This is a genomic window from Pantoea sp. SGAir0184 (assembly GCF_043544755.1).
The window spans coordinates 3,351,190-3,374,663 of sequence record NZ_CP028050.1 but is presented as its reverse complement, the minus strand read 5'-3'; the positions used below and the strand labels follow the sequence as shown (position 1 = coordinate 3,374,663).

Sequence of the window (23,474 nt, the reverse complement as noted above, 5' to 3'; positions counted from 1 at the left end):
GATATGGCTGAACCTCGTTTTATACATCTGCGCGTACACAGCGATTACTCCATGGTCGATGGTCTGGCCAAGACCGGGCCGCTGGTAAAAAAGGCGGCCGCGCTCGGCATGCCAGCCATTGCCATCACCGACTACATCAACCTGTGCGGGCTGGTGCGCTTTTATGGCAGCGCGCACAGCGCCGGTATTAAACCGATCGTCGGGGCCGACTTCCAGGTGGCCAGCGATTTGATGGGCGATGAGCTGACGCAGCTCACCGTGCTGGCCGCTAATAACACCGGTTACCAGAATCTGACGCTGCTGATTTCGCGCGCTTACCAGCGCGGTTACGGTATCGCCGGACCGATTATCGATCGCGACTGGCTCCTGGAGCTGGGCGAAGGGTTGATTCTGCTGTCGGGCGGACGGCGCGGCGACGTCGGTCGCAGCCTGCTGCGCGGCAATAACGCGCTGGTGGCGCAGTGCCTGAGCTTCTATCAGCAGCATTTCCCTAACCGCTACTATCTGGAACTGACGCGTACCGGCCGGCCAGATGAAGAGGCCTATCTGCACGCCGCGGTTGAGCTGGCGATTGCTGAATCGGTGCCGGTGGTGGCCACCAATGAAGTCTGCTTCCTCAACGAAGAAGATTTTGATGCCCATGAAATCCGCGTGGCGATTCACGACGGCTACACGCTGGACGATCCTAAACGTCCGCGCAACTACAGTCCTCAGCAATATATGCGCAGCGAAGAGGAGATGTGCGAGCTGTTCTCGGACATCCCGGAAGCGCTGGAAAACAGCGTAGAGATTGCTAAGCGTTGTAACGTCACGGTGCGCCTCGGCGAATATTTCCTGCCGCAGTTCCCGACCGGCGACATGTCGACCGAAGATTTCCTGGTGATGAAGTCGCGCGAAGGGCTGGAGGAGCGCCTGGCGTTTCTCTTCCCGGATGAGCAGGTACGTGCCGAACGCCGGCCGGAGTATGACGAGCGTCTCGACATCGAGCTCAACGTCATTAACCAGATGGGCTTCCCCGGCTACTTCCTGATCGTGATGGAGTTTATCCAGTGGTCGAAGGACAACGGCATTCCGGTCGGGCCGGGGCGTGGTTCCGGTGCCGGTTCACTGGTGGCCTATGCGCTGAAAATTACCGATCTCGATCCGCTGGAGTTTGACCTGCTGTTCGAACGTTTCCTTAACCCGGAACGTGTCTCGATGCCCGACTTTGACGTCGACTTCTGCATGGAAAAACGTGACCAGGTGATCGATCACGTGGCTGAGATGTACGGCCGCGATGCGGTGTCGCAGATTATCACCTTTGGTACCATGGCGGCGAAAGCGGTGATTCGCGACGTCGGCCGGGTGCTGGGGCATCCGTACGGCTTTGTTGATCGCATCTCGAAACTGATTCCGCCGGATCCCGGCATGACGCTGGAAAAAGCGTTCCAGGCGGAACCGCAGCTGCCGGAGATCTACGAAGCTGACGAAGAGGTCAAAGCGCTGATCGACATGGCGCGCAAGCTGGAAGGGGTCACGCGTAACGCCGGCAAGCACGCCGGTGGCGTGGTCATTGCGCCGACCAAAATCACCGATTTTGCGCCGCTGTACTGCGATGAGAACGGCCAGTTCCCGGTCACCCAGTTCGATAAAAACGACGTGGAATACGCCGGACTGGTGAAGTTTGACTTCCTCGGCCTGCGCACGCTGACCATCATCGACTGGGCGCTGAAGATGATCAACCCGCGGCGCGAAAAGCAGGGTTTACCGCCGATCGATATCGCCGCCATCCCGCTGGATGACAAAAAAAGCTTCGACATGCTGCAGCGCTCGGAAACCACCGCGGTGTTCCAGCTTGAATCGCGCGGCATGAAAGATCTGATCAAGCGCCTGAAGCCGGACTGCTTCGAAGATATGATCGCACTGGTGGCTCTGTTCCGTCCGGGGCCTCTGCAGTCGGGCATGGTCGATAACTTTATTGACCGTAAGCACGGCCGTGAAGCCATCTCCTACCCGGACATTCAGTGGCAGCATGAGAGCCTGAAGCCGGTGCTGGAGCCGACCTACGGCATCATCCTCTATCAGGAACAGGTGATGCAGATTGCCCAGGTGCTGTCCGGCTATACGCTGGGCGGCGCGGATATGCTGCGTCGTGCCATGGGTAAAAAGAAGCCGGAGGAGATGGCCAAGCAGCGTTCGGTGTTCCAGGACGGTGCTGAGAAGATGGGCATCAACGGCGAACTGTCGATGAAAATCTTCGATCTGGTGGAGAAGTTCGCAGGCTACGGCTTTAACAAGTCGCACTCTGCTGCTTATGCGCTGGTCTCCTATCAGACGCTGTGGCTGAAAGCGCACTATCCGGCCGAGTTCATGGCGGCGGTGATGACTGCCGATATGGATAACACCGAGAAGGTGGTTGGACTGGTGGATGAGTGCTGGCGCATGGGGCTGAAAGTGCTGCCGCCAGACATTAACTCCGGGCTCTATCCGTTCCACGTCAACGATGACGGGGAGATCGTGTACGGCATCGGCGCCATCAAAGGCGTGGGTGAGGGGCCGATCGAAGCGATCCTCGAAGCGCGTAATCAGGGCGGCTACTTTAAAGAGCTGTTTGATCTCTGCGCCCGCACCGACACCAAAAAGATCAACCGTCGCGTGATGGAAAAACTGATCATGTCCGGCGCGTTTGATCGTCTTGGCCCGCACCGCGCGGCGCTGATGAGCGCGCTGGGTGACGCCCTGAAAGCGGCGGATCAGCATGCCAAAGCCGAAGCGACGGGACAGGCGGATATGTTCGGCGTGCTGGCGGAAGAGCCCGAGCAGGTTGAGCAATCTTACGCGGCCATTACGCCGTGGCCGGAGCAGGTGCAGCTGGATGGCGAGCGTGAGACGCTCGGTCTGTATCTCACCGGTCATCCGATCAATCAGTATCTGAAAGAAATTGAGCGCTACGTTGGCGGCATGCGCCTGAAAGACATGCATCCAACAGAACGTGGTAAAGTGACCGTTGCGGCCGGGCTGGTGATTGCCGCCCGCGTCATGGTCACCAAGCGCGGCAACCGAATTGGTATCTGTACTCTTGACGACCGCTCTGGCCGTCTCGAGGTGATGTTATTTACCGATGCGTTAGATAAATACCAGCAGCTGCTGGAGAAGGACCGTATCCTGATCGTCAGCGGACAGGTCAGCTTTGATGACTTTAGCGGTGGGCTTAAAATGACCGCCCGGGAAGTCATGGACATCGACGAAGCGCGGGAAAAATACGCGCGCGGACTTGCTATCTCGCTGACGGACAGGCAAATTGATGACCAGCTTTTAAACCGTCTCCGCCAGTCTCTGGAGCCTCATCGCTCCGGGACCATTCCGGTGCATCTCTATTATCAGAGAGCAGATGCGCGGGCGAAGCTGCGCTTTGGTGCAGCGTGGCGTATTTCGCCCAGCGATCGTTTACTCAACGATTTGCGGTCGTTAGTAGGGTCGGAGCAGGTGGAACTGGAGTTTGACTAAAACAGGAACATTATGAGTCTTAATTACCTGGATTTTGAACAGCCAATCGCTGAACTGGAAGCGAAAATCGACTCGCTGAAATCGATTGGTCGTTCGGATGAGAAACACGATATTAATCTGGATGAAGAAGTGCAGCGTCTGCGCGAGAAAAGCGTCGAGCTGACCCGTAAAATCTTCTCCGATTTGGGTGCATGGCAGGTTGCGCAGCTGGCGCGCCATCCACTGCGTCCTTATACGCTGGACTATGTCCGCAATGCGTTTGACGATTTTGACGAGCTGGCCGGTGACCGCGCCTATGCCGATGATAAAGCCATTGTCGGCGGCATCGCTCGTCTGGATGGGCGTCCGGTGATGGTCATTGGCCATCAGAAAGGCCGCGAAACCAAAGAGAAAATCCGGCGTAACTTTGGTATGCCAGCACCCGAGGGCTACCGTAAAGCGCTGCGTCTGATGGAGATGGCCGAGCGCTTTAAGATGCCACTGATCACCTTCATCGACACGCCGGGTGCATATCCGGGCGTGGGCGCGGAAGAGCGCGGTCAGTCTGAAGCGATTGCCCGCAACCTGCGCGAGATGTCCGGTTTGAAGATCCCGGTGATCTGTACCGTGATCGGCGAAGGCGGCTCCGGCGGCGCGCTGGCGATTGGCGTTGGCGATAAAGTGAATATGCTGCAGTACAGCACCTATTCGGTGATCTCACCGGAAGGCTGTGCGTCGATTCTGTGGAAAAGCGCCGACAAAGCGCCACTGGCCGCAGAAGCGATGGGCATCACCGCCGGGCGTCTGAAAGAGCTGAAGCTGATCGATTCGATCATCCCGGAACCGCTGGGCGGCGCGCACCGTCATCCGGTGGACATGGCGGCAGCGCTCAAGCAGCAGCTGCTGGCCGATCTGGCCGATCTCGATGTGCTGAGCACGGAAGAGCTGCTTAACCGCCGCTATCAGCGTCTGATGAGCTACGGCTACGCGTAAGCGCCGAAAAGCCTTCACAGAAGCGGACCCCGGTCCGCTTTTTTTATGCCTGTTTTCCACGATCAGGCTTGAGTTCCTCGCTGGGTAGCCAATTATGGCGGTGCGCATTAATGCGCACCCTGGGAAAAACCGGGCAGTAATCCTGTAGATACCGTCTTGCCGGTTACCTGGCAAGACATATTTCGGCATCGAACGGACGACCCGATTTCAGCACGCCATAAGCCAGCTGCAGCAGCTTCTTCATCGCCGCGCACACCACGACTTTTCCCGTTTTCTTACCCGCATCCAGCCGTTTCTTCAGCGCACTCACCGCCGGATTCCACTTCATCGCCACTATCGCAGGCATGTACAGGGCCTTGCGCATCGCGCTGTTGCCCATCTTCAATATCCTGCTTTTGCCCTTCCACTCACCGGACTCCTGCCGCATCGGATTCAGACCCACCCACGCCACAAGCGCCTTGCTGCTGCTGAACCTCGACATGTCCCCCAGATACGCCAGCATCGTGCTGCTCAGCACGCCCGCGATGCCCGGGATGGACTCCAGCAGTTCCCTGTTCTTTTTAAGGCCCGGGTCATTGTCGATATGGTCGTTTATTGCCCGCTTCGTTTCGTCTATCTGCGCATCCAGCGCCGCAATGACCACGCGGATTGAGGGCTGCACCACCGCATCCGAGACCTCCAGCCGGTTCTCTTCCATCTGCCGCATTTCCTGAAGATTCGTCAGGCGCTTCACCAGCGCCTTCAGCCTGCGTTCATTCAGCGGCGCCGGCTGCCACAGCGACGGGCCGTGCAGTTTACAGTAGCGCGCTATCATGCGCGCATCGTCTTTATCCGTCTTGTTACGGCTCAGCTCCGCCTGTCCGAAGCGCCTGATGCGCGCGGGATTTTCCACGCTGACATCATAGCCTTCGTCGTGCAGGAAGGTGGCCAGCGGCTCACTGTACGCGCCGGTAGCCTCCATGCAGATATGGCAGCAGCCGAACGGCTCCAGCCATTTTTTCAGGGCGATAAAGCCCTTAGGGGTGTTGGGAAAGACTTTGGTTTTGTAAGACGTGTCGCCTTTCCAGACGGCCACATCAAACTTTCCGGAGGCAATATCAATGCCGACAGGCATACGGGTTTGCATAGATTCTCCTTAACAGCACAGGGAAACCGCCATGACCATCCTTATGGATGCGTGCTCGGGGCACAGGATACCGTCCGGTCTTGAAGGCGGGAGTTAAGTTGCCGGGGATAAATCTACGAAGCAGGCTTTATGCCCAGGGGGCGCCCCCATCTCACCAGCAACTTCCCGATGATCAGTCGGGGATCATCATACCCGGAGGAGAATGATCGGGATATAAGGGGCGCCATTCATGGCGACCTGAGATGCATCGCTGGCAAACATCAGGCCAACAATGGCGCTATTCCGGAACATTCACCCGCCACTTTTCGCTATCCTTATTCCGTGCCACAACACCACAGGAGGTGAGCATTGAATATTATTGCGATCATGGGACCGCACGGCGCGTTCTACAAAGATGAACCGATTCGCGAACTGGACGCGGCGCTGAAGCTGCAGGGTTTCCAGACCGTTTATCCCAACAATGCCAGCGACCTGCTGAAACTGATTGAACACAACCCGCGCGTCTGCGGGGTGATATTTGACTGGGACGACTACAGCCTGGCGCTGTGCAGCGACATCAATCAGCTTAACGAATCACTGCCGCTGTATGCCTTCATCAACACCCATTCGCAGATGGATGTCAGCATTAATGAAATGCGCATGGCGCTGCACTTCTTCGAATACGCGCTCAACGCCGCTGACGATATCGCACTGCATATCCGGCAGTACACCGATGAGTACATCGACAAAATTATGCCGCCGCTGACCAAAGCGCTGTTCACCTACGTCAAAGAGGGGAAATACACCTTCTGCACGCCGGGCCACATGGGCGGCACGGCGTTTCAGAAAAGCCCGGTCGGCAGCCTGTTCTATGATTTCTTCGGCGCCAACACGCTGAAAGCGGATGTTTCGATCTCGGTCACTGAACTGGGCTCGCTGCTCGATCACACCGGTCCGCACCTCGAAGCAGAAGAGTATGTGGCGCGCACCTTTGGCGCTGAACAGAGCTATATGGTCACCAACGGCACGTCGACCTCGAATAAAATCGTCGGAATGTACGCCGCACCGGCCGGCAGCACGGTGCTGATTGACCGCAACTGCCACAAATCGCTGACCCATCTGCTGATGATGAGCGACATCATCCCCATCTGGCTCAAACCGACGCGCAACGCGCTGGGCATTTTGGGTGGCATCCCTCAGCGCGAATTCACCCGCGACAGCATCCAGCAGAAAGTTAACGCTACCCCGCGCGCCCGCTGGCCGGTGCATGCGGTGATCACCAACTCAACCTACGACGGTCTGCTGTATAACACGCAGTACATCAAACAGACGCTGGACGTGCCGTCCATCCATTTCGATTCCGCCTGGGTGCCGTACACCAATTTTCACCCTATCTACAGCGGCAAAAGCGGCATGAGCGGCGAGCGCATTCCCGGCAAAGTGATCTATGAAACCCAGTCGACCCACAAACTGCTGGCGGCGTTCTCACAGGCGTCGCTGATTCACATCAAGGGCGATTACGATCACGACACCTTCAACGAAGCCTACATGATGCACACCACCACCTCGCCGGGCTACGCGATCGTCTCTTCGATTGAGACCGCGGCGGCGATGCTGCGCGGTAATCCGGGCCGGCGGCTGATTAATCGCTCGGTGGAGCGCGCGCTGCATTTTCGCCGCGAGATCCAGCGGCTGCGCGAAGAGTCTGACGGCTGGTTCTTTGATATCTGGCAGCCGGAGCAGGTGGATGAAGCCGAATGCTGGCCGATTCAGCCGGGCGACGAGGCGTGGCACGGCTTTACCCACGCCGATCGCGATCATATGTATCTCGATCCCATCAAAGTCACCATTCTCACGCCGGGCATGAGCGAACTGGGCCAGATGGCGGAAGAGGGCATTCCGGCCGCGCTGGTGGCGAAATTTCTCGACCAGCGTGGCATCGTGGTGGAGAAGACCGGACCGTATAACCTGCTGTTCCTGTTCAGCATAGGCATTGATAAAACCAAAGCGATGAGCGTGCTGCGCGGACTGACGGAGTTCAAACGCGCCTACGATCTCAACCTGCGGGTAAAAAACATGCTGCCGGATCTGTATGCTGAAGATCCTGACTTCTACCGTAATATGCGCATCCAGACGCTGGCGCAGGGCATTCATCAGCTGATCCTGCAGCACGATTTGCCGCGTCTGATGCTGCGGGCATTTGACGTTCTGCCGGAGATGAAGATGACGCCGCACCAGGCGTTTCAGCGGCAGGTGCAGGGACAGGTGGAAACCGTGGACATTCGCGAGCTGGTCGGGCGGATTTCAGCCAACATGATCCTGCCTTATCCGCCAGGCGTGCCGCTGGTGATGCCGGGCGAGATGATTACCGAACAGAGCCGGGCGGTGCTGGATTTCCTGCTGATGCTCTGTACCATCGGGCGGCACTATCCCGGCTTTGAAACGGATATTCACGGTGCCACGCTCACCGACGACGGTCGCTATCTGGTGCGCGTGCTGCGCGACGAGCCTGCGCGCTAACTTCAGATAATTGCCTCTTTTCAGCGCCGCGCCGGGCACGTAGGCTAAGCGGCTCAGAATACTTTCGGAGCCGCTATGCTGCAGATAAAACAGATCCACCACATCGCCATTATTGCCACCGATTATCAGCGCAGTAAGGCGTTTTACTGCGACGTGCTGGGCTTTGAGCTGCTGGGCGAATACTATCGCGCTGAGCGCGACTCATGGAAAGGCGACCTTGGCCTTAATGGCGTCTATACCATTGAGCTGTTCTCGTTTCCTGCGCCGCCGCCGCGCGTCAGCGGGCCGGAAGCGTGCGGGCTGCGCCATCTGGCGTTTTGTGTGGATGATGTCGAACAGTCGGTTGCCGCGCTGGCAGAAAAGGGCGTGGTGTGCGAGCCGATCCGCATCGATGCTCTCACCGGTAAAGCCTGCACCTTCTTCCCCGATCCGGACGGTTTGCCGCTGGAGCTGTATCAGGCGTAAAATAGCGCGCGCAGTGAGCCGCAATCCGGCGGTTCACCTCAACGGAATGCGTGCATGTCCTTTTCTCATCTTGCTGCGCTGCTGCCAGCCGATGCCCGCTGCGTGCTGGCATTCAGCGGCGGGCTCGATTCCAGCGTCCTGCTGCATCAGTTAGTGAGCTGGCAACGCCAGCAGCCGCAGCTGCGCGTGCGCGCATTACATGTGCATCATGGTTTAAGCCCCAACGCCGATCGCTGGGCGGCGCACTGCCAGCAGCAGTGTCAGCAGTGGCACATTCCCTGCGATGTGCTGTGCGTTCAGGTGGACGCTCGCGCCGGCGGTATCGAAGCCGCAGCCCGCACGGCGCGCTATCAGGCGTTATTCACTCACCTGCAACCCGGTGAGTACTTACTTACTGCTCAGCACCTCGATGACCAGGCTGAAACGCTGCTGCTGGCGCTGAAACGCGGCAGTGGTCCGGCTGGTCTGGCGGCGATGCCGCAGCAGCGGCAGGTTAACGGCCACTGGCATCTGCGCCCGTTGCTTAACCTCAGCCGTCAGCAGCTGGAAGCTTACGCTGTCGGGCACCAGCTGGACTGGATTGACGATGAGAGCAACGCTGACCGTCGCTACGATCGCAATTTCCTGCGCCAGGAGGTGCTGCCGCTGCTGCAGGCGCGCTGGCCGCACTTCAGCGCGGCCAGTGCCCGCAGCGCAGCGCTATGCGGTGAGCAGGAGCAACTGCTGGATGAGCTGCTCAGCGAGCAGCTGGCGCAGCTGACCGATGCCCAGGGCGCACTGCATTTTCCGCCGCTGCTGGCCTGTAGCGAGGCGCGGCGGCACGCGCTGCTGCGGCGCTGGATTAGCGAACGCGGTGGCGCAATGCCCGCGCGCGACGCGCTGCAGCGCATTACCGACGAGGTGATGCACAGCCGTGAAGATGCGCAGCCGTGTCTGCGCTTTGGCGCGCATGAACTGCGGCGCTACCGGGAACGGCTTTACTGGCTGCCGCGACAGCACTCACTGAGTCAGCACTCGCTAACCTGGCAGCCGCTGACGCAGCCATTAATTTTGCCTGATGGGCTGGGTGAACTGCGCGCCAGTCCGGCGCAGGCGGAACTGCGCCAGCCGGCGGCGGATGAGCAGGTTATTGTGCGCTTTCAGGCCCACGGCTATCACCATGTTGTCGGCCGGGCTGGTGGTCGCGAAATGAAAAAACTGTGGCAGGAGCTGGGCGTCCCGCCGTGGCAGCGCGAACGCATTCCGTTGATTTACTACAACCAGACACTGATTGCCGCGCCGGGGCTGTTTGTCACCCGCGCAGGCGCGGCGGGCGAGACACAAGGCTGGCAGGCAATCTGGTCAACACCCTAAAAAGGAACAGCAATGATGAAACAGTGGATTGTCGCGGCGCTACTGTCTGCTGCGCTGCCGGCGTTTGCGCAGGGCGACGTCAAGGCTGGCGCGCAGAAAGCCGCCAGCTGTATGGCGTGCCATGGCGCGGAAGGTAAGAGCGCGGTGCCGCTTTACCCTAATCTGGCCGGGCAGCATGCGCCCTACCTGCTGCATTCGCTGCAGGCCTACAAAAAAGGCGAGCGCAGTGGCGGTCAGGCAGAGGTGATGAAAGCCTTTGTTGCCGGGTTGAGCGATCAGGATATGGATGATTTAGCGGCGTACTACGCTTCGCTGCAGCCTTAAGCGAGGTGGGCGGGAACAGCTTTCCCGCCCGGGGAGAGATTATTCGTCTTCGCTGACGATAACGGTGCCCAGCTCAGGATGGCTGAAGCTGGCGATGTGGTCGAGACGCAGCTCGCGCGTTTCACCGGAGAGGTCGACCGCAAGATACTCGACGTTTTTACGTGAGACCATGTCCACGGCTTTCGCTTTCAGCTGGTCGCCGTTTTTGAGCTCCAGCGACAGCGTCCAGTGTTTGGTACAGGCGAGCTCGAGGTTGTCGTAGTCATCACAGTTGATGGGTTTGTAGGCTTCATTCGTCAACATAGTCGCTCACCAATAAGTTTGCAGCGGCATACGCTGCCTGTTCCCTGACAGAAGAGTTTAGCGCAGAATTAGCGGCAATATCATTGAGTGCTTTCAGTGCGCATCCGATCGCGTCTGGCACATACCCCAGGTCGCCGCTGCCAATCCCGGCATACTTCTGGCGAACTAACTCACAATACTTTTGCACATACACCTCCTCAGCAGAGCATCAATACTCTGGTTGATATGCGACTATATCACAGGGGTTCGCTGGAAATCAGCCAGGGGGCGCAGGGAAGGTGGCAAAGAAAGGGCAAAAAGTGACAGCCAGCACTGGTCTCAGCCAGCCTGGCGGCGCACAAAAGGTTAAGTTGATGAACAGGTTATTTCCGGATACAACCGCGCTGATAACGGCAGGTGGCAGATGATTGTGCTGTCACGTAGTGTTTCAATTGCGGACAATGAAGTGGAGCTCAGTGCCATTCGCGCTCAGGGCGCGGGCGGCCAGCACGTCAATAAGACGTCGACCGCTATCCATCTGCGCTTCGATATTCACGCCTCGTCGCTACCGCCGTTTTATAAACAGCGGCTGCTGGAGGCGAACCACCATTTGATCAGCGCCGATGGCGTGGTGATTATCAAAGCGCAGGAGTATCGCAGCCAGGAGATGAACCGCGAAGCGGCGCTGCAGCGGCTGATCAACCTGATACGCGAGCTGACGACGGTGGAGAAAGTGCGCCGCGCGACGCGCCCGACGCGGGCGTCGAGAGAGCGGCGGCTGGAAGGTAAATCACGACGCAGCAATGTGAAGGCGCTGCGCGGCAAGCTGCGCTAAAAAAACGCCTCCGGCAGGAGGCGTCAGGGGATTACTTGTTGAGGGCGCGGCTGAGGAAGTCGACGATGTCGTGCTGCTTAATCATCTGCTTCTCGCTGGCGGCGCGGGCTTTGTACTCGATCTCCTGGTTATCCAGGTTGCGGTCGCCAATCACGATAGTGTGCGGTACGCCGATCAGTTCCATATCGGCGAACATCACGCCCGGACGCTCTTTACGATCGTCAAGAATGACATCGATGCCTTTGGCGCGCAGCTCGTTGTACAGCTGTTCCGCCAGCTCTTTCACGCGGAAGGATTTGTGCATGTTCATTGGCAGAATCGCCACTTCGAACGGTGCCAGCGCCGCTGGCCAGATAATCCCCCGCTCGTCGTGGTTCTGTTCGATAGCCGCCGCCACGACGCGGGTGATACCGATACCGTAGCAGCCCATGGTCATGATCTGATTGCGACCATCTTCACCCTGTACCGCTGCTTTCATCGCGTCCGAATATTTGGTGCCGAGCTGGAAGATGTGGCCGACTTCAATGCCGCGCTTAATCATCAGCACGCCTTTGCCATCCGGGCTCGGATCGCCTTCTACCACGTTACGAATATCTTCTACGCGTGCTTCTGGCAGATCGCGGCCCCAGTTGATGCCGGCATAGTGCTGGCCATCAATGTTGGCGCCTGCCGCGAAGTCACTCATTTTTGCCACGGTGCGGTCAGCAATCACCGGGATGGTCAGACCGACCGGACCGAGAGAGCCAAAACCGGCACCGATGGCGGCGCGAATCTCTTCCTCGTTGCCCATTTCCAGTGGCGCGGCCACAATGTCCAGATGCTCGGCTTTGATTTCGTTGAGCTCGTGGTCGCCGCGTAACAGCAGCGCAACCAGCGAATGACCGCTCTCTTCGCTGGCTTTCACAATCAGCGTTTTCACCGTTTTTTCTACCGGGATCTGGTGCTGTTCGACCAGCTCGGCGATGGTTTTCGCGTTTGGCGTAGCGAACTGCGTCAGCGCCTGCGTTGCCGCCGGGCGCTCACCGGCAGGTGCCAGCGCCTCGGCTTTCTCAATGTTGGCCGCGTAATCGGACTCGCTGGAGAAGATCACATCATCTTCACCACTCTGCGCCAGCACCTGGAACTCATGCGAGCCGCTGCCGCCAATCGAACCGGTATCGGCCTGCACGGCACGGAAATCCAGCCCCATGCGGCTGAAGCTCTGGCTGTAGGCGCGGTACATCGCATCGTAAGTTTCCTGCAGCGACTCCTGCGAGGTGTGGAACGAATACGCATCCTTCATGATGAATTCGCGCGAACGCATCACGCCAAAACGCGGGCGTACTTCATCACGGAATTTGGTCTGGATCTGATAGACGTTGAGCGGCAGCTGCTTATAGGAGCTCAGCTCGTTGCGGATCAGGTCGGTGACCACTTCTTCATGGGTCGGACCCAGCACAAACGGACGTTCGTGGCGGTCTTTAATGCGCAGCAGCTCCGGGCCGTACTGCTCCCAGCGACCGCTCTCTTCCCACAGATCGGCTGGCTGAACCACCGGCATGGAGATCTCAATCGCACCGGCGTTGTTCATCTCTTCGCGCACGATGTTTTCAACTTTTCGCAGCACGCGAATACCGGTCGGCAGCCAGGTATAGAGACCGGAAGCCAGTTTGCGGATCATACCGGCGCGCAGCATCAGCTGGTGGCTGATCACTTCAGCATCGGAAGGCGTCTCCTTCAGGGTGGAGAGCAGATATTGAGTAGTACGCATTAATTTACGATTCCAGTTGTACGGAAGGATACGAACAAAAAATTTGCTGGCGGCTAGTGTACCAGCGAGATCCGTCACTCAAAAGCTTGTTTTAGCGCGGATCGAGCGCGATCACCTCGGTTCCCGCCGCGTCAATGCGCCAGCGCACATTAAAGTCGAGCAGCCAGGCGGCATATTCACGGCCAGGGCTTTCACCTTTGCGATAAGCCGGGCGCGGATCCTGCGCCAGCACTTCAGTGATAAAGCGCGCCAGCTGCGGGTAGTGGCGTTGCTGCTGTTGCAACTGCTGCTGCGCCTGCGCGGAGAAACGCACCGGCATGCTGGCGTCGGGCGCGCTCTGGGCGAAACCCGCGCGCGCCTCAGGCAGCGCTTCGGCGAAGGGCAGGTAAGGCTTGATATCCACCACAGGTGTGCCGTCCACCAAATCGAGGCTGCCTAATTGCAGAATCACCTGTTGCTGCTCGCAGCGAATGCCTTTGAGCTCAACCAGCGACATGCCGATAGGATTGGGGCGAAAGGTCGAGCGGGTGGCAAATACGCCCATGCGGGCATTACCGCCGAGGCGCGGCGGGCGTACGGTTGGGCGCCAGCCGCCGGCCATGGTCTGGTGAAAGACGAACAACACCCACAAATGGCTGAATGCCTCCAGTCCGCGCACCGCTTCCGGCTGGTTATACGGCGCCAGCAGATGCAGTTCGCCACCGCCGTCCTGCACCAGACCCGGCTGGCGCGGTACGGCAAATTTCTCTTTCCACGGCGAACGGATCACGCCGATTTGCGCAAAGGCAAATTCACTCATTGATTGGAGACTTTCAGCGCGGAGCCCTGGCATACGGCCTGGCGATAGCAGCCTGGCGTGCTGGAGACAATTTCACACTTGTGCAGCAGCACGGCGTTGGCTTTCATGCCAGCCGCTTTAATCTGCAGGCGTTTACGCGCGGTATTGAGGTTCGGCGGCGAGTCCTGGGTGCTGCTCTGGCAATCATCACCCGACACTTCACCCAGATCGCGGAACGGATTGCTGACCAGATCGGTCGCATCGGTATAGATCTTCACCGGGGCCGGACGCGCAGCCGGTTTGCGTTGAGGTTCGCTGGTTGATTGCTGCGGGCGAGACGGAGCACTGCTTATTGGGTGATATTCACGCACGCACCCGGTCAGCATCAATGCCAACAAGCAGAGCGGTAAAAAACGCATGGCAACATCCTCATGTAATAAAAAGTGGCGTTATTGAAACAAGGACGACCAGAAATAACAAGTCAGCTGCCACATGCTGAAATAGAAAGGGCGGCCGAAGCCGCCCTGCACCGCATGAAAGGGATAATTACCAGCCTTTCACTGCGCCGCCGTTGAAGATTTTGTTGGCGGCTTCAGACACTTCGTCTGACTGATAAGCCTCAACAAACTTCTTCACGTTCTCCGCGTCTTTGTTGTCTTCGCGGCTAACGATCAGGTTCACGTACGGCGAGTCTTTATCTTCTACGAAGATGCCGTCCTTCGCCGGGGTCAGGCCAATCTGGCTGGCGTAAGTGGTGTTGATCACCGCCAGCGCAATCTGCTGATCGTCGAGTGAACGTGGCAGCTGTGGCGCTTCCAGCTCAACAATCTTCAGGTTCTTTGGATTCTCAGTGATATCCAGTGAGGTTGGCAGCAGGCCCACGCCATCTTTCAGTTTAATCAGGCCCACTTTCTGCAGCAGCAGCAGAGAACGACCGAGGTTGGTTGGATCGTTCGGGATAGCGATCTGCGCACCGTTCTGCAGCTCATCCAGCGATTTGATTTTTTTCGAGTAGCCGGCAATCGGATAAACGAAGGTGTTGCCGACCGGCACCAGTTTGTAACCGCGGTCTTTGATCTGCTGATCGAGGTACGGCTTGTGCTGGAAGGCGTTAACGTCAATATCGCCTTTGCTCAGCGCTTCGTTAGGCAGCACGTAATCGTTAAAGGTAACCAGTTCAACATCGAGACCGTATTTCTCTTTCGCGACTTTCACGGCAGTTTCCGCAACCTGCTGCTCAGCCCCGACAATCACACCCACTTTAATGTGGTTGGGATCTTTCTCTTTCTGATCGCATCCTGCCAGCGCAATCGCGCCAATCAGAGCACCCACAGCGGCAATCTTTTTAAATGTGAAAGACATATCCTTTCCTTAATAGAGGACTATTGATGTTGTTTGCTTATTTATGTGACACCGCACGCACGATGCGGTCACCACAGAACTGAATTAAATACACCAGCACCACCAGCAAAATCAGCACGGTATTCATCACGGTGGCGTTATAGCCGATGTAACCATACTGATAGCCAATCTGGCCCAGACCGCCCGCGCCCACAGCACCGCCCATGGCGGAGTAGCCCACCAGCGTAATCAGGGTAATTGTAGCGGCATTCACCAGCCCTGGCAGCGCTTCCGGCAGCAGCACCTTACGCACGATCTGCAGCGGTGTGGCACCCATGGCGCGCGAGGCTTCAATCAGTCCGGTCGGCAACTCAAGCAGCGCGTTTTCCACCATACGGGCGATAAACGGCGCTGCGCCCACGGTCAGCGGAACGATGGCCGCCTGCAGACCAATAGAGGTGCCGACGATGGCGCGGGTAAACGGAATCATCCACACCAGCAGGATAATGAAAGGAATAGAACGGAAAATATTGACGATGGCTGACAGCACGCGATACAGCGCAGTGTTGGCCAGAATCTGCCCCGGACGCGTGACGTACAGCAGTACGCCAACCGGCAGGCCAAGCACAAAGCCAAAGAAACCAGAAACGAAGGTCATCATCAGCGTTTCCCAGACGCCACGCGTCAGTAACCACAGCATCGCTTCAGACATAACCCAGCACCTCTACTTTCACATGATTTTCTTTCAGCCAGGCAATAGCGGCTTGTGTATCTGTTTCACTGCCGTCCATTTCGGCCAGCATGATGCCGAACTTCACGCCACCGGCGTAATCCATCTGGGCACTGATAATGTTGTTATTGACGTTGAAACGGCGCGCGGCTTCTGACAGCAGCGGCGCATCCACCGATTTACCGGTGAACTCCAGCCGCAGCAGCGGCACGCTCTCGCTGCCCGCGCTCGCCTGCATGCGCTGCTGGTAATCATCCGGAATATCCAGATGCAGCGTTGACTGAATAAACTGCTGGGCCAGGGGCGTTTTCGGGTGCGAGAACACTTCGCTGACGCTGTCTTTTTCAATCAGTTCGCCGTTGCTGATCACCGCTACCTGATCGCAGATGCGTTTCACCACATCCATCTCGTGGGTGATCAGCAGAATAGTGATGCCGAGCCGACGGTTGATGTCTTTCAGCAGCTCCAGAATCGAGCGGGTGGTGGCCGGGTCCAGCGCGCTGGTGGCTTCATCACACAGCAGGACCTTCGGATTGCTGGCCAGCGCACGGGCAATCGCGACGCGCTGTTTCTGACCGCCGGACAGATTCGCCGGCCAGCTGTCGTGTTTGTCCGCCAGACCGACCAGCTCCAGCAGTTCGCTGACGCGCTTTTTGATCGCCTCGCGTGACAGGTTACCCAGCTCAAGCGGCAGCGCAACGTTGCCCGACACGGTGCGGGAGTTCATCAGGTTGAAGTGCTGGAAGATCATGCCAATCTGGCGGCGCGCCAGCGTCAACTGCCCGGAAGAGAGCGCGGTGAGATCCTGACCGTCAACCAGCACGCGACCGGATGTCGGGCGCTCCAGCAGATTGACGCAGCGGATGAGCGTACTTTTACCGGCACCGGATGAACCGATGACGCCATAAATTTGTCCGGCAGGCACGTGCAGGCTAACGTTTGACAACGCCTGAATAGTGCGTGAACCCTGCTGGAACACTTTGGTGATATTTTCGAGTTTAATCATTAGTTTAATTGTTATCGTGTTGCGTTGTCCGTGGTGTATCGGTCTTCGCGCCGCCGGGGCAGGCGAAATCTGGATGGATGGTAAGGCATCCAGACGGCTAAATCAATCAAAGTCATTCAATCTGCCATTCTCACGGTACGCGCAATCATGCGATACTGCGCGGCACTATTTGCAGCAGGAGTTTCTACGTGGCGAACCCAGTCCCGGCTATTTTTCTCGATCGTGATGGCACCCTGAATGTCGATCACGGCTATGTTCATGAGATCGATAATTTTCAGTTTATTGATGGCACCATTGAAGCGCTGCAGGCGTTAAAGAAGATGGGCTACGCGCTGGTGCTGGTGACCAACCAGTCTGGCATCGCGCGCGGCATGTTTACCGAAGATCAGTTTATGCAACTCACCGAGTGGATGGACTGGTCGCTGGCCGATCGCGATGTCGATCTCGACGGCATCTATTTCTGTCCGCATCTGCCTGATGCAACGGTCGTGGAGTACCGGCAGACTTGCGATTGCCGCAAGCCGCAACCGGGCATGCTGCTTTCGGCGCAGAAACACCTGAACATCGATATGGCAGCTTCTTATATGGTGGGCGATAAGCTGGAAGATATGCTGGCAGCAAAGGCGGCAGGCGTGGGAACCAAAGTGCTGGTGCGCAGCGGTAAGCCAGTCACCGCCGAAGGCGAAGCGGCCGCGGACTGGGTAATTGATAGTCTCGCAGAGCTGCCGGCGCGCATGAAAAAGGCCTGAAATCAGGCCTTCTGCACAAATCTTAAGCGAACAGTAAAAAAGTTGAAATTTGCACTTGCGCTTCCATAAGTTCGCCCTATAATGCGCCACCACTGAGACGGCAAAGCGGCAACGCAGGCGGCTCAGCAGGGCGTGAAGTGATTCACCCCGCCGGAGAAAAACGCTGAAAAAAGTGTTTGACTCTGAAGGAGGAAGGCGTAATATACGCCACCTCGCGACAGCAGGCCGAACGCCGCGTCGCACCGCTCTTTAACAATTTATCAGACAATCTGTGTGGGCACTCGCAGGATTGATATCAGCGTCTCCGGACGTAAAAAATATCAAGTCTTTGCTGAGTGAACACGTAATTCATTACGAAGTTTAATTCACAGAGCATCGCTGCACTCGTTGCAGCAAATCAAACTTAAATTGAAGAGTTTGATCATGGCTCAGATTGAACGCTGGCGGCAGGCCTAACACATGCAAGTCGAACGGCAGCACAGAAGAGCTTGCTCTTTGGGTGGCGAGTGGCGGACGGGTGAGTAATGTCTGGGAAACTGCCCGATGGAGGGGGATAACTACTGGAAACGGTAGCTAATACCGCATAACGTCGCAAGACCAAAGTGGGGGACCTTCGGGCCTCACACCATCGGATGTGCCCAGATGGGATTAGCTAGTAGGTGGGGTAATGGCTCACCTAGGCGACGATCCCTAGCTGGTCTGAGAGGATGACCAGCCACACTGGAACTGAGACACGGTCCAGACTCCTACGGGAGGCAGCAGTGGGGAATATTGCACAATGGGCGCAAGCCTGATGCAGCCATGCCGCGTGTATGAAGAAGGCCTTCGGGTTGTAAAGTACTTTCAGCGGGGAGGAAGGCGGTGAGGTTAATAACCTTGCCGATTGACGTTACCCGCAGAAGAAGCACCGGCTAACTCCGTGCCAGCAGCCGCGGTAATACGGAGGGTGCAAGCGTTAATCGGAATTACTGGGCGTAAAGCGCACGCAGGCGGTCTGTTAAGTCAGATGTGAAATCCCCGGGCTTAACCTGGGAACTGCATTTGAAACTGGCAGGCTTGAGTCTCGTAGAGGGGGGTAGAATTCCAGGTGTAGCGGTGAAATGCGTAGAGATCTGGAGGAATACCGGTGGCGAAGGCGGCCCCCTGGACGAAGACTGACGCTCAGGTGCGAAAGCGTGGGGAGCAAACAGGATTAGATACCCTGGTAGTCCACGCCGTAAACGATGTCGACTTGGAGGTTGTGCCCTTGAGGCGTGGCTTCCGGAGCTAACGCGTTAAGTCGACCGCCTGGGGAGTACGGCCGCAAGGTTAAAACTCAAATGAATTGACGGGGGCCCGCACAAGCGGTGGAGCATGTGGTTTAATTCGATGCAACGCGAAGAACCTTACCTGGCCTTGACATCCAGAGAACTTAGCAGAGATGCTTTGGTGCCTTCGGGAACTCTGAGACAGGTGCTGCATGGCTGTCGTCAGCTCGTGTTGTGAAATGTTGGGTTAAGTCCCGCAACGAGCGCAACCCTTATCCTTTGTTGCCAGCGGCTCGGCCGGGAACTCAAAGGAGACTGCCGGTGATAAACCGGAGGAAGGTGGGGATGACGTCAAGTCATCATGGCCCTTACGGCCAGGGCTACACACGTGCTACAATGGCGCATACAAAGAGAAGCGACCTCGCGAGAGCAAGCGGACCTCATAAAGTGCGTCGTAGTCCGGATTGGAGTCTGCAACTCGACTCCATGAAGTCGGAATCGCTAGTAATCGTAGATCAGAATGCTACGGTGAATACGTTCCCGGGCCTTGTACACACCGCCCGTCACACCATGGGAGTGGGTTGCAAAAGAAGTAGGTAGCTTAACCTTCGGGAGGGCGCTTACCACTTTGTGATTCATGACTGGGGTGAAGTCGTAACAAGGTAACCGTAGGGGAACCTGCGGTTGGATCACCTCCTTACCTGAAGATACCTTCCCGCGAAGTGCTCACACAGATTGTCTGATAGAAAAGTAACGAGCAGGACGGCTGCGAAGTCGTGACACTTTGTGTCCCCTTCGTCTAGCGGTTAGGACTCCGCCCTTTCACGGCGGCAACAGGGGTTCGAATCCCCTAGGGGACGCCACTGCTTGGTGACAGGTGAAAGGTGTCTCCACAGAATATCTCAAAACTGACGGTAACGTCGTGTTTGAGATATTGCTCTTTAACAATCCGGAACAAGCTGAAAATTTGAAACGACGCGTCGTGTTCATTCTCCGTAATAAGAATGAAATTTACGATGCGTTCGAGTCTCTCAAATGCTTGCAGTCCGCAGCGTTGCAAAACGCCTGTGGGTTGTGAGGTTAAGCGACTAAGCGTACACGGTGGATGCCCTGGCAGTCAGAGGCGATGAAGGACGTGCTAATCTGCGAAAAGCGACGGTAAGGTGATATGAACCGCTACAGCCGTCGATGTCCGAATGGGGAAACCCAGTGTGTTTCGACACACTATCGTTAACTGAATACATAGGTTAACGAGGCGAACCGGGGGAACTGAAACATCTAAGTACCCCGAGGAAAAGAAATCAACCGAGATTCCCCCAGTAGCGGCGAGCGAACGGGGAGCAGCCCAGGACCTGAATCAGCTTGTGCATCAGTGGAAGCGTCTGGAAAGTCGCGCGATACCGGGTGACAGCCCCGTACACGAAGATGCATGAGCTGTGAGTCCGACGAGTAGGGCGGGACACGTGGTATCCTGTCTGAACATGGGGGGACCATCCTCCAAGGCTAAATACTCCTGACTGACCGATAGTGAACCAGTACCGTGAGGGAAAGGCGAAAAGAACCCCGGCGAGGGGAGTGAAACAGAACCTGAAACCGTGTACGTACAAGCAGTGGGAGCACCTTTAGGGTGTGACTGCGTACCTTTTGTATAATGGGTCAGCGACTTATATTCTGTAGCAAGGTTAACCGCATAGGGGAGCCGAAGGGAAACCGAGTCTTAATTGGGCGTTAAGTTGCAGGGTATAGACCCGAAACCCGGTGATCTAGCCATGGGCAGGTTGAAGGTTGGGTAACACTAACTGGAGGACCGAACCGACTAATGTTGAAAAATTAGCGGATGACTTGTGGCTGGGGGTGAAAGGCCAATCAAACCGGGAGATAGCTGGTTCTCCCCGAAAGCTATTTAGGTAGCGCCTCGTGAACTCATCTCCGGGGGTAGAGCACTGTTTCGGCTAGGGGGCCATCCCGGCTTACCAACCCGATGCAAACTGCGAATACCGGAGAATGTTATCACGGGAGACACACGGCGGGTGCTAACGTCCGTCGTGAAGAGGGAAACAACCCAGACCGCCAGCTAAGGTCCCAAAGTCATGGTTAAGTGGGAAACGATGTGGGAAGGCACAGACAGCCAGGATGTTGGCTTAGAAGCAGCCATCATTTAAAGAAAGCGTAATAGCTCACTGGTCGAGTCGGCCTGCGCGGAAGATGTAACGGGGCTAAACCATGCACCGAAGCTGCGGCAGCGACACTATGTGTTGTTGGGTAGGGGAGCGTTCTGTAAGCCGCTGAAGGTGTGCTGTGAGGCATGCTGGAGGTATCAGAAGTGCGAATGCTGACATAAGTAACGATAAAGCGGGTGAAAAGCCCGCTCGCCGGAAGACCAAGGGTTCCTGTCCAACGTTAATCGGGGCAGGGTGAGTCGACCCCTAAGGCGAGGCTGAAAAGCGTAGTCGATGGGAAACAGGTTAATATTCCTGTACTTGGTGTTACTGCGAAGGGGGGACGGAGAAGGCTAGGTTATCCGGGCGACGGTTGTCCCGGTTTAAGCGTGCAGGTGTGAAGACCAGGCAAATCCGGTCTTCTTTAACACTGAGGCGTGACGACGAGCCGCCACGGCGGTGAAGTAACTGATGCCCTGCTTCCAGGAAAAGCCTCTAAGCTCCAGGTAACACGAAATCGTACCCCAAACCGACACAGGTGGTCAGGTAGAGAATACCAAGGCGCTTGAGAGAACTCGGGTGAAGGAACTAGGCAAAATGGTGCCGTAACTTCGGGAGAAGGCACGCTGGCGCGTAGGTGAAGGGACTTGCTCCCGGAGCCGAGGCCAGTCGAAGATACCAGCTGGCTGCAACTGTTTATTAAAAACACAGCACTGTGCAAACACGAAAGTGGACGTATACGGTGTGACGCCTGCCCGGTGCCGGAAGGTTAATTGATGGGGTTATCCGCAAGGAGAAGCTCTTGATCGAAGCCCCGGTAAACGGCGGCCGTAACTATAACGGTCCTAAGGTAGCGAAATTCCTTGTCGGGTAAGTTCCGACCTGCACGAATGGCGTAATGATGGCCAGGCTGTCTCCACCCGAGACTCAGTGAAATTGAAATCGCTGTGAAGATGCAGTGTACCCGCGGCAAGACGGAAAGACCCCGTGAACCTTTACTATAGCTTGACACTGAACATTGAGCCTTGATGTGTAGGATAGGTGGGAGGCTTTGAAGCGCGGACGCCAGTCTGCGTGGAGCCAACCTTGAAATACCACCCTTTAATGTTTGATGTTCTAACGTAGGCCCGTAATCCGGGCTGCGGACAGTGTCTGGTGGGTAGTTTGACTGGGGCGGTCTCCTCCCAAAGCGTAACGGAGGAGCACGAAGGTTGGCTAATCCTGGTCGGACATCAGGAGGTTAGTGCAATGGCATAAGCCAGCTTGACTGCGAGAGTGACGGCTCGAGCAGGTGCGAAAGCAGGTCATAGTGATCCGGTGGTTCTGAATGGAAGGGCCATCGCTCAACGGATAAAAGGTACTCCGGGGATAACAGGCTGATACCGCCCAAGAGTTCATATCGACGGCGGTGTTTGGCACCTCGATGTCGGCTCATCACATCCTGGGGCTGAAGTAGGTCCCAAGGGTACGGCTGTTCGCCGTTTAAAGTGGTACGCGAGCTGGGTTTAGAACGTCGTGAGACAGTTCGGTCCCTATCTGCCGTGGGCGCTGGAGAATTGAGGGGGGTTGCTCCTAGTACGAGAGGACCGGAGTGAACGCACCGCTGGTGTTCGGGTTGTCATGCCAATGGCACTGCCCGGTAGCTAAGTGCGGAAGAGATAAGTGCTGAAAGCATCTAAGCACGAAACTTGCCCCGAGATGAGTTCTCCCTGACCCTTTAAGGGTCCTGAAGGGACGTTGAAGACGACGACGTTGATAGGCCGGGTGTGTAAGCGCAGCGATGCGTTGAGCTAACCGGTACTAATGACCCGTGAGGCTTAACCTTACAACGCCAGAGGCGTTTTGGTCCGAGAGACCGGATAATTTTCAGCTTGTGACGGATAAAGAATCAGCTTTGTTCTGCGGACGCGAGTCCGGAGGATTTTGCGCTGAGGCGAGGCGGCAAGCGAAGGAAAGGAAGGAGCATACAGAAGTATGTGACTGACTTTGCGAGCGCAGCCAACGCGGCATCAGTGCGAAAGACGCGGGACAGGGCACAAAGAATTTGCCTGGCGGCAACAGCGCGGTGGTCCCACCTGACCCCATGCCGAACTCAGAAGTGAAACGCCGTAGCGCCGATGGTAGTGTGGGGCCTCCCCATGCGAGAGTAGGGAACTGCCAGGCATCAATTTAAGACCCCTAATCGGGTCATGACCTTCCCGGTGACGCGGAAAGGGCGAAACACCTGAAATCAGCGACGGTCTGATATCAGTACAGAATCGGTGGAGCGGTAGTTCAGTTGGTTAGAATACCTGCCTGTCACGCAGGGGGTCGCGGGTTCGAGCCCCGTCCGTTCCGCCACTTAAATTGAGAAGCCCTGACTGTAAAGTCAG

The 23,474-nt window shown here is 56.9% G+C and carries 17 protein-coding genes, 2 tRNA genes and 3 rRNA genes; 13 read left to right on the top strand and 9 right to left on the bottom strand.

The window, feature by feature from the left end; translation table 11 throughout:
* Positions 1-3: 3 nt before the first annotated feature.
* Positions 4-3,486, top strand: a complete 3,483-nt coding sequence (gene dnaE / locus C1N60_RS16105; protein WP_058770581.1) for a DNA polymerase III subunit alpha — start codon at positions 4-6, stop codon at positions 3,484-3,486.
* 12 nt (positions 3,487-3,498) lie between these two features.
* Positions 3,499-4,458, top strand: coding sequence for an acetyl-CoA carboxylase carboxyl transferase subunit alpha (accA, locus tag C1N60_RS16100; RefSeq protein WP_021507476.1), 960 nt, complete (start codon positions 3,499-3,501; stop codon positions 4,456-4,458).
* A gap of 163 nt (positions 4,459-4,621) precedes the next feature.
* On the opposite strand, the gene C1N60_RS16095 is transcribed toward accA, so the two are convergent.
* Complete coding sequence (locus C1N60_RS16095) at positions 4,622-5,584, bottom strand: IS110 family RNA-guided transposase (protein WP_394521089.1); 963 nt, start codon at positions 5,582-5,584, stop codon at positions 4,622-4,624.
* 348 nt (positions 5,585-5,932) lie between these two features.
* Here C1N60_RS16095 and C1N60_RS16090 point away from each other — a divergent pair, with 348 nt between their 5' ends.
* From C1N60_RS16090 to C1N60_RS16075, 4 genes are all read left to right on the top strand, one after another.
* The gene (locus C1N60_RS16090; protein ID WP_394521088.1) at positions 5,933-8,083 is read left to right on the top strand and encodes a lysine decarboxylase LdcC; all 2,151 of its coding nucleotides are present in this window, start codon (positions 5,933-5,935) and stop codon (positions 8,081-8,083) included.
* A 75-nt stretch (positions 8,084-8,158) separates the two neighbouring features.
* Entirely contained in the window at positions 8,159-8,548 is a 390-nt protein-coding gene (locus tag C1N60_RS16085) for a VOC family protein (RefSeq protein WP_058770579.1), read from the top strand.
* Between the two features lie 54 nt (positions 8,549-8,602).
* The gene (tilS, locus tag C1N60_RS16080) at positions 8,603-9,901 is read left to right on the top strand and encodes a tRNA lysidine(34) synthetase TilS (RefSeq protein ID WP_394521087.1); all 1,299 of its coding nucleotides are present in this window, start codon (positions 8,603-8,605) and stop codon (positions 9,899-9,901) included.
* A 15-nt stretch (positions 9,902-9,916) separates the two neighbouring features.
* Complete coding sequence (locus C1N60_RS16075; protein ID WP_394521762.1) at positions 9,917-10,225, top strand: c-type cytochrome; 309 nt, start codon at positions 9,917-9,919, stop codon at positions 10,223-10,225.
* A gap of 39 nt (positions 10,226-10,264) precedes the next feature.
* On the opposite strand, the gene rof is transcribed toward C1N60_RS16075, so the two are convergent.
* On the bottom strand, positions 10,265-10,528 hold the full coding sequence (gene rof / locus C1N60_RS16070; protein ID WP_021507471.1) for a Rho-binding antiterminator: 264 nt from the start codon (positions 10,526-10,528) through the stop codon (positions 10,265-10,267).
* Positions 10,515-10,715, bottom strand: coding sequence for a YaeP family protein (locus tag C1N60_RS16065; protein ID WP_021507470.1), 201 nt, complete (start codon positions 10,713-10,715; stop codon positions 10,515-10,517). The genes rof and C1N60_RS16065 overlap by 14 nt, the downstream gene beginning before the upstream one ends.
* Positions 10,716-10,931: 216 nt before the next feature.
* On the opposite strand from C1N60_RS16065, the gene arfB reads away from it, so the two are divergent.
* Complete coding sequence (arfB, locus tag C1N60_RS16060; RefSeq protein WP_021507469.1) at positions 10,932-11,342, top strand: alternative ribosome rescue aminoacyl-tRNA hydrolase ArfB; 411 nt, start codon at positions 10,932-10,934, stop codon at positions 11,340-11,342.
* Between the two features lie 31 nt (positions 11,343-11,373).
* Here arfB and proS read toward each other — a convergent pair whose 3' ends face one another.
* From proS to metN, 6 genes are all read right to left on the bottom strand, one after another.
* Positions 11,374-13,092: a proline--tRNA ligase gene (gene proS / locus C1N60_RS16055; protein ID WP_058774791.1), complete on the bottom strand. Its 1,719-nt coding sequence runs from the start codon at positions 13,090-13,092 to the stop codon at positions 11,374-11,376.
* Positions 13,093-13,183: 91 nt separating this feature from the next.
* Positions 13,184-13,891 carry a tRNA (N6-threonylcarbamoyladenosine(37)-N6)-methyltransferase TrmO gene (gene tsaA / locus C1N60_RS16050; protein WP_058774790.1) on the bottom strand — a complete coding sequence of 236 codons (708 nt, stop codon included), beginning with the start codon at positions 13,889-13,891 and terminating at the stop codon, positions 13,184-13,186.
* The gene (gene rcsF / locus C1N60_RS16045; protein ID WP_021507466.1) at positions 13,888-14,289 is read right to left on the bottom strand and encodes an Rcs stress response system protein RcsF; all 402 of its coding nucleotides are present in this window, start codon (positions 14,287-14,289) and stop codon (positions 13,888-13,890) included. Before rcsF ends, tsaA begins: the two co-directional genes overlap by 4 nt.
* Before the next feature lie 127 nt (positions 14,290-14,416).
* Positions 14,417-15,232, bottom strand: a complete 816-nt coding sequence (locus C1N60_RS16040; protein WP_021507465.1) for a MetQ/NlpA family lipoprotein — start codon at positions 15,230-15,232, stop codon at positions 14,417-14,419.
* 37 nt (positions 15,233-15,269) lie between these two features.
* On the bottom strand, positions 15,270-15,923 hold the full coding sequence (locus C1N60_RS16035; protein WP_021507464.1) for a methionine ABC transporter permease MetI: 654 nt from the start codon (positions 15,921-15,923) through the stop codon (positions 15,270-15,272).
* Entirely contained in the window at positions 15,916-16,947 is a 1,032-nt protein-coding gene (gene metN, locus C1N60_RS16030; RefSeq protein WP_058759540.1) for a methionine ABC transporter ATP-binding protein MetN, read from the bottom strand. Before metN ends, C1N60_RS16035 begins: the two co-directional genes overlap by 8 nt.
* 188 nt (positions 16,948-17,135) lie before the next feature.
* On the opposite strand from metN, the gene gmhB reads away from it, so the two are divergent.
* The 6 genes from gmhB (at position 17,136) to C1N60_RS16000 (ending at position 23,442) form a co-directional block, all read left to right on the top strand.
* Positions 17,136-17,696, top strand: a complete 561-nt coding sequence (gene gmhB, locus C1N60_RS16025; RefSeq protein ID WP_021507462.1) for a D-glycero-beta-D-manno-heptose 1,7-bisphosphate 7-phosphatase — start codon at positions 17,136-17,138, stop codon at positions 17,694-17,696.
* Between the two features lie 405 nt (positions 17,697-18,101).
* Positions 18,102-19,643: ribosomal RNA gene (locus C1N60_RS16020) — 16S ribosomal RNA — on the top strand.
* A gap of 88 nt (positions 19,644-19,731) precedes the next feature.
* Positions 19,732-19,806 (top strand) — tRNA-Glu (locus tag C1N60_RS16015).
* 215 nt (positions 19,807-20,021) lie between these two features.
* Positions 20,022-22,927 (top strand): 23S ribosomal RNA (locus tag C1N60_RS16010).
* A 222-nt stretch (positions 22,928-23,149) separates the two neighbouring features.
* A 5S ribosomal RNA gene (gene rrf / locus C1N60_RS16005) occupies positions 23,150-23,265 on the top strand.
* Together the 16S, 23S and 5S rRNA genes with 2 tRNA genes alongside form the textbook arrangement of a ribosomal RNA operon.
* Before the next feature lie 100 nt (positions 23,266-23,365).
* Positions 23,366-23,442, top strand: a tRNA-Asp gene (locus tag C1N60_RS16000).
* Positions 23,443-23,474 lie beyond the last annotated feature (32 nt).